Annotated in this window: 4 protein-coding genes; 2 read left to right on the forward strand and 2 right to left on the reverse strand. The window is 59.3% G+C overall.

The features are described 5' to 3' along the window. Positions 1-841: lytic transglycosylase domain-containing protein (locus EOA22_RS26850; RefSeq protein ID WP_164755849.1), on the forward strand; the 841-nt coding region annotated here is incomplete at its 5' end. 109 nt (positions 842-950) lie between these two features. Next, positions 951-1,850, forward strand: coding sequence for an alpha/beta hydrolase (locus EOA22_RS26855; protein WP_013532597.1), 900 nt, complete (start codon positions 951-953; stop codon positions 1,848-1,850). A gap of 59 nt (positions 1,851-1,909) precedes the next feature. Here the strand turns inward: EOA22_RS26855 and EOA22_RS26860 are convergent, their stop codons facing one another. Together EOA22_RS26860 and EOA22_RS26865 are read right to left on the reverse strand one after the other, a co-directional pair. Continuing rightward, complete coding sequence (locus EOA22_RS26860; RefSeq protein WP_013532598.1) at positions 1,910-3,004, reverse strand: site-specific integrase; 1,095 nt, start codon at positions 3,002-3,004, stop codon at positions 1,910-1,912. A 238-nt stretch (positions 3,005-3,242) separates the two neighbouring features. Then, on the reverse strand, positions 3,243-3,850 hold a 608-nt coding region (locus EOA22_RS26865; RefSeq protein WP_164755852.1), incomplete at its 5' end, for a porin.

Here is a 3,850-nt window from a genome sequence, read left to right on the forward strand (position 1 = left end):
CGCCGCTGCCTACGGCACGACATTCTACGGCCAGCTTGCCGCCGAACGTGTCGGCCGGCAGGCGCTCAACATCGTCTATCCCTCGCCAAGCGCAGCCGACCGGCAGAACTTTGCCGGCCGCGAGGCCGTCAGCGCCATCAAGCGGCTGCAGGAGGCGGGCTACGACCGCTATGCCGAGACGCTCTATCGCGACCTTGCCGGGCAGTTGACCAGTCCAGGCGAACTGGCGCTGCTCGCTGTCCTTGCCGAAAAGCAAGGGAACCATTTCATGGCGCTGAAAATCGGCAAGATCGCCGGGGCGCGCGGCATTGATGTCGGCGCATTGTCGCATCCGCTCGGCGTCATTCCCGATTCGGCCGACATTTCCGGCTCAGGCAAGGCGCTGGCCTATGCGATCGCCCGCCAGGAAAGCGAATTCAACATCGGCGCCGTGTCGAGCGCCGGCGCGCGCGGGCTGCTGCAGCTGATGCCGGGAACCGCAAGGCAATTGGCGAAGAAGGCCGGGCTGCAGTTTTCGCAAACACGGCTGACCACCGATGCCGGCTACAACGCGACGCTTGGTTCGGCCTTCCTCGGCGAACAGCTCGACCGCTTCAACGGCTCCTACGTGCTGACCTTCGCCGGCTACAATGCCGGCCCCAACCGGGCCAGGCAGTGGGTGGGCAGATATGGCGACCCGCGCGGCAAGGACATCGACGCGGTCGTCGACTGGATCGAGCGGATTCCCTACACGGAAACAAGAAGTTACGTTCAGCGAGTGATGGAGAATTACGAGGTCTACAAGATGCGTATTTCCGGCGAATACGACATTGTCGGGGATCTGGTGAACGGGCGGAGTTGAGCCTTTCTGTCCTTCTCCACTTGTGGGAGAAGGCAAGAGCGCCTTTTATTGACCATCCCTGCCCTCGCCTGTAGCTGTCCAGATTGATACAGCGAGGTCGCACATTCCGATGGCAAGCGAGCAGCTTTTTTCCGACTTCTTCTACAGCGCACCGGACGGGTTAAAACTCCATGCGCGCGTCTATGGCGAGGCCAATTCCGGACCCTGGCCGGTTGTCTGCCTGCCTGGCCTGACCCGCAATGCCAGGGATTTTCACGAGCTGGCGCTCTATCTGTCGACGCATGCGGCAACTCCACGAAAGGTCATCGCCTTCGACTACCGCGGGCGCGGGCAGTCAGCTTATGATCCCGACGTCAAAAATTACAATGTCGGCGTGGAGGCCGGCGACATTCTCGCCGGGCTGGCGGCGCTGAACATCGGAGAAGCGGCCTTCATCGGCACCTCGCGCGGGGGATTGATCATCCATGTGCTCGGGACGATGCGGCCATCCGTCCTGAAAGCCATTGTTTTCAACGACATCGGACCGATGATCGAGACGGCCGGACTTGCCCATATCCAGTCTTATCTCGAGCGCGACCCGGCACCGAAAACCCGCACACAGGCGGCGGCCGCCCAGCGCAGCGTGCATGGCGAAGACTTCTCCGCTCTTGCCGGCGCCGATTGGGATCGGATGGTATGGGCTCTCTACCGCGAAACGGATGGTGGGCTGGTGCCGGATTTCGATCCGAAGCTGGTGGATACCGTTGCCAGTCTCGATCTGACGCAGAAGCTGCCTGACCTATGGCCGCAATTCGAGGCGTTGGCCGCGATTCCTCTGCTCACCATACGGGGCGTTAATTCGAGATTGCTGTCCACAGACACGCTCAAGCAGATGAGAGAGCGCCATTCCATGATGGAGACGATCACCGTCGAGGGTCAGGGCCATGCGCCGTTCCTCGAGACCGGCAGCCTACCGGGCGACATAGGCGCTTTTCTCGATCAGGCCGAGCGGAAGAATATCCTGAAGTAAATCCCATGACCGAACAAGGTCACGGGATAGCTATGATAGTATAGGCAAGTTTCTTCAGCCTACTTGGCTTTTGAACTTTTCCGAGTCGCTTTCGGCGACTCCTTAGCGGCGGCGGCTGCCCCGTCCCTCTTTTTCCGCTCTGCCGTCGGCGACGAAGGCGTCGTCACGGGCGAAGAAAACATGGGGCCTTCAGCGCAATTGCCGCCCGGCTGAGTCGATCGAGGCGTTTCCAGCACGATGACACAGCCATCGAGATCGTTGGTGGCCAGATGCGCGTAGCGCATCGTCATCGACAGCGTTTGGTGGCCGAGCCACATCTGCACGCGCCTGATGTCGATGCCGCCCTGGACAAGACGCGAGGCGCAGGTATGGCGCAATATGTGCGGCACCACCTGATCGTCGGCGCCGAGGCCGACTTCGGCCTTCGCGTCGTTCCAGATGGCACGGAACTGTGCCTGGCTGAGCTTGGTGAACGGTCCTTTGGGCCGACGACCCTCGGTGGGAGGCAGCTTGATGACCTCCTTGACCCGCTCGGTCATCGGAATGGTGCGGCTGCGGCCGGATTTGGTGATCCAGAAGGAGACGCGATGCTCCTGGATATCGTTCCAGATCAGCCCAAGCGCCTCGCCGAGACGGCATCCGGTGTCGACCAGGAAAACGGAAAGCCTGTAGGCATCCTCGCTGCGGCTCTTGATGGCGGCGAACAGGCGCGCCTCTTCGTCCCTTTCGAGGAAGCGAATCCGACCCGCCCGCTCCTTCTGGCGGCGGAACTCGGGCAGGCTGTGGATATCTCCCATCTTGTGAGCCTTGCGCAGCAGTTTGCTGAGGGCAGCCATCTTTCGATTGATGGTTGCGTTGCTGTTGCCGCGCTGGCGCAGGGTGCCGATAAGGTTGTCCAGGGTACTTTGGTCAAAGGCGCTGAAACGCTCACCAAGGAGAATCTCGTCTATTTCGCCGATGAACGAGCTGACATTATACTTATGCCGCCCATCATCCCATAATATGTCCCGATATGCTGAAAAAAGATCTCCGACCCGATGCGATTTTACTTCTCTAATCTTGTTGTAGGTGTATCGAATCTTCGGACTTTGAGAAGAAAACATCGAAAAATGATCAGAGGACTCGCCCTCTTGAATCGCTTCGTTCGTCATCATTTGCCACACCCCCGAGTGGGATAGGTCAGCCCTACCCGCTTGGAAGCGTCCTTTCAAGAGATTTTAATCACGCAGTTGTGATTTCATCCGCCCATCAGCGGATCCCACGAAACCACCCCACGGATTTATTCAGCTACCGTTACCCCCATCCTTCCGTTTGCCTTGATCCAGTCACGAAACAAAAACAGCCCGGGCGTTTGCGCGCCCGGGCTGGATTTCACCTGTAAGGAACCAGCCCTTAGAACGAGCGCTGGAAGCGGAGGATACCGCCGATGTTGCTCTTCTTGTCGGCATGGGTCCAGTTGGACACGGTGTCGTTGCCGACATTAAGGTAATCGACTTCGGCCGTAACCGTGAAGCCAGGAACCACGTCGTAGGCGATGTTCGCCGCGATGCCGAGGTTCTTGCCCTCGTCATATGACACCTGAGCGTTGAACGAGGTCTTCTCGTTGAACTTGTAGGTGCCACCGCCCCACAGTGCCCAATTGCCGCTCCACTGCTTGTACATGCCGCGACCACCAGCAGGGAAATTCAAGCTTGCGTCGGTGTAGTTGTCGTCGGTGCCGTAACCGCCCATGATGAACAGCGTCAGCTCGTTCGTCGCGTTCACGTCCAAGCGAACCTTGGTGGCGACTTCTTCGTAGTTGCTGTCATACGAAACAACGCCGGTGATTGCACCCCAGCCCTGCGTCCACTTCACACCGCCGACGACATGCGGAACATAGCTGTCGATCGTGTAGGCGCCATAGCCTTCTTCGAGTGAAACCACAGCCGAGAAGCCGTTGCCAGCATCGAAGTAATACTGGATGACGTTGGTGTCGAAGCCGCCATAGGGAACCAGCGTAT

Origin of the sequence: Mesorhizobium sp. M7A.F.Ca.US.014.04.1.1 (assembly GCF_003998745.1) — a bacterium.
GTDB classification, from domain to species: domain Bacteria; phylum Pseudomonadota; class Alphaproteobacteria; order Rhizobiales; family Rhizobiaceae; genus Mesorhizobium; species Mesorhizobium ciceri.

Excerpts from the sequence above, each read along its gene's own strand:
- EOA22_RS26855 (WP_013532597.1), top strand. The coding sequence starts at position 951 with ATGGCAAGCGAGCAGCTTTTTTCCGACTTCTTCTACAGCGCACCGGAC.
- EOA22_RS26860 (WP_013532598.1), bottom strand. The coding sequence starts at position 3,004 with ATGATGACGAACGAAGCGATTCAAGAGGGCGAGTCCTCTGATCATTTT.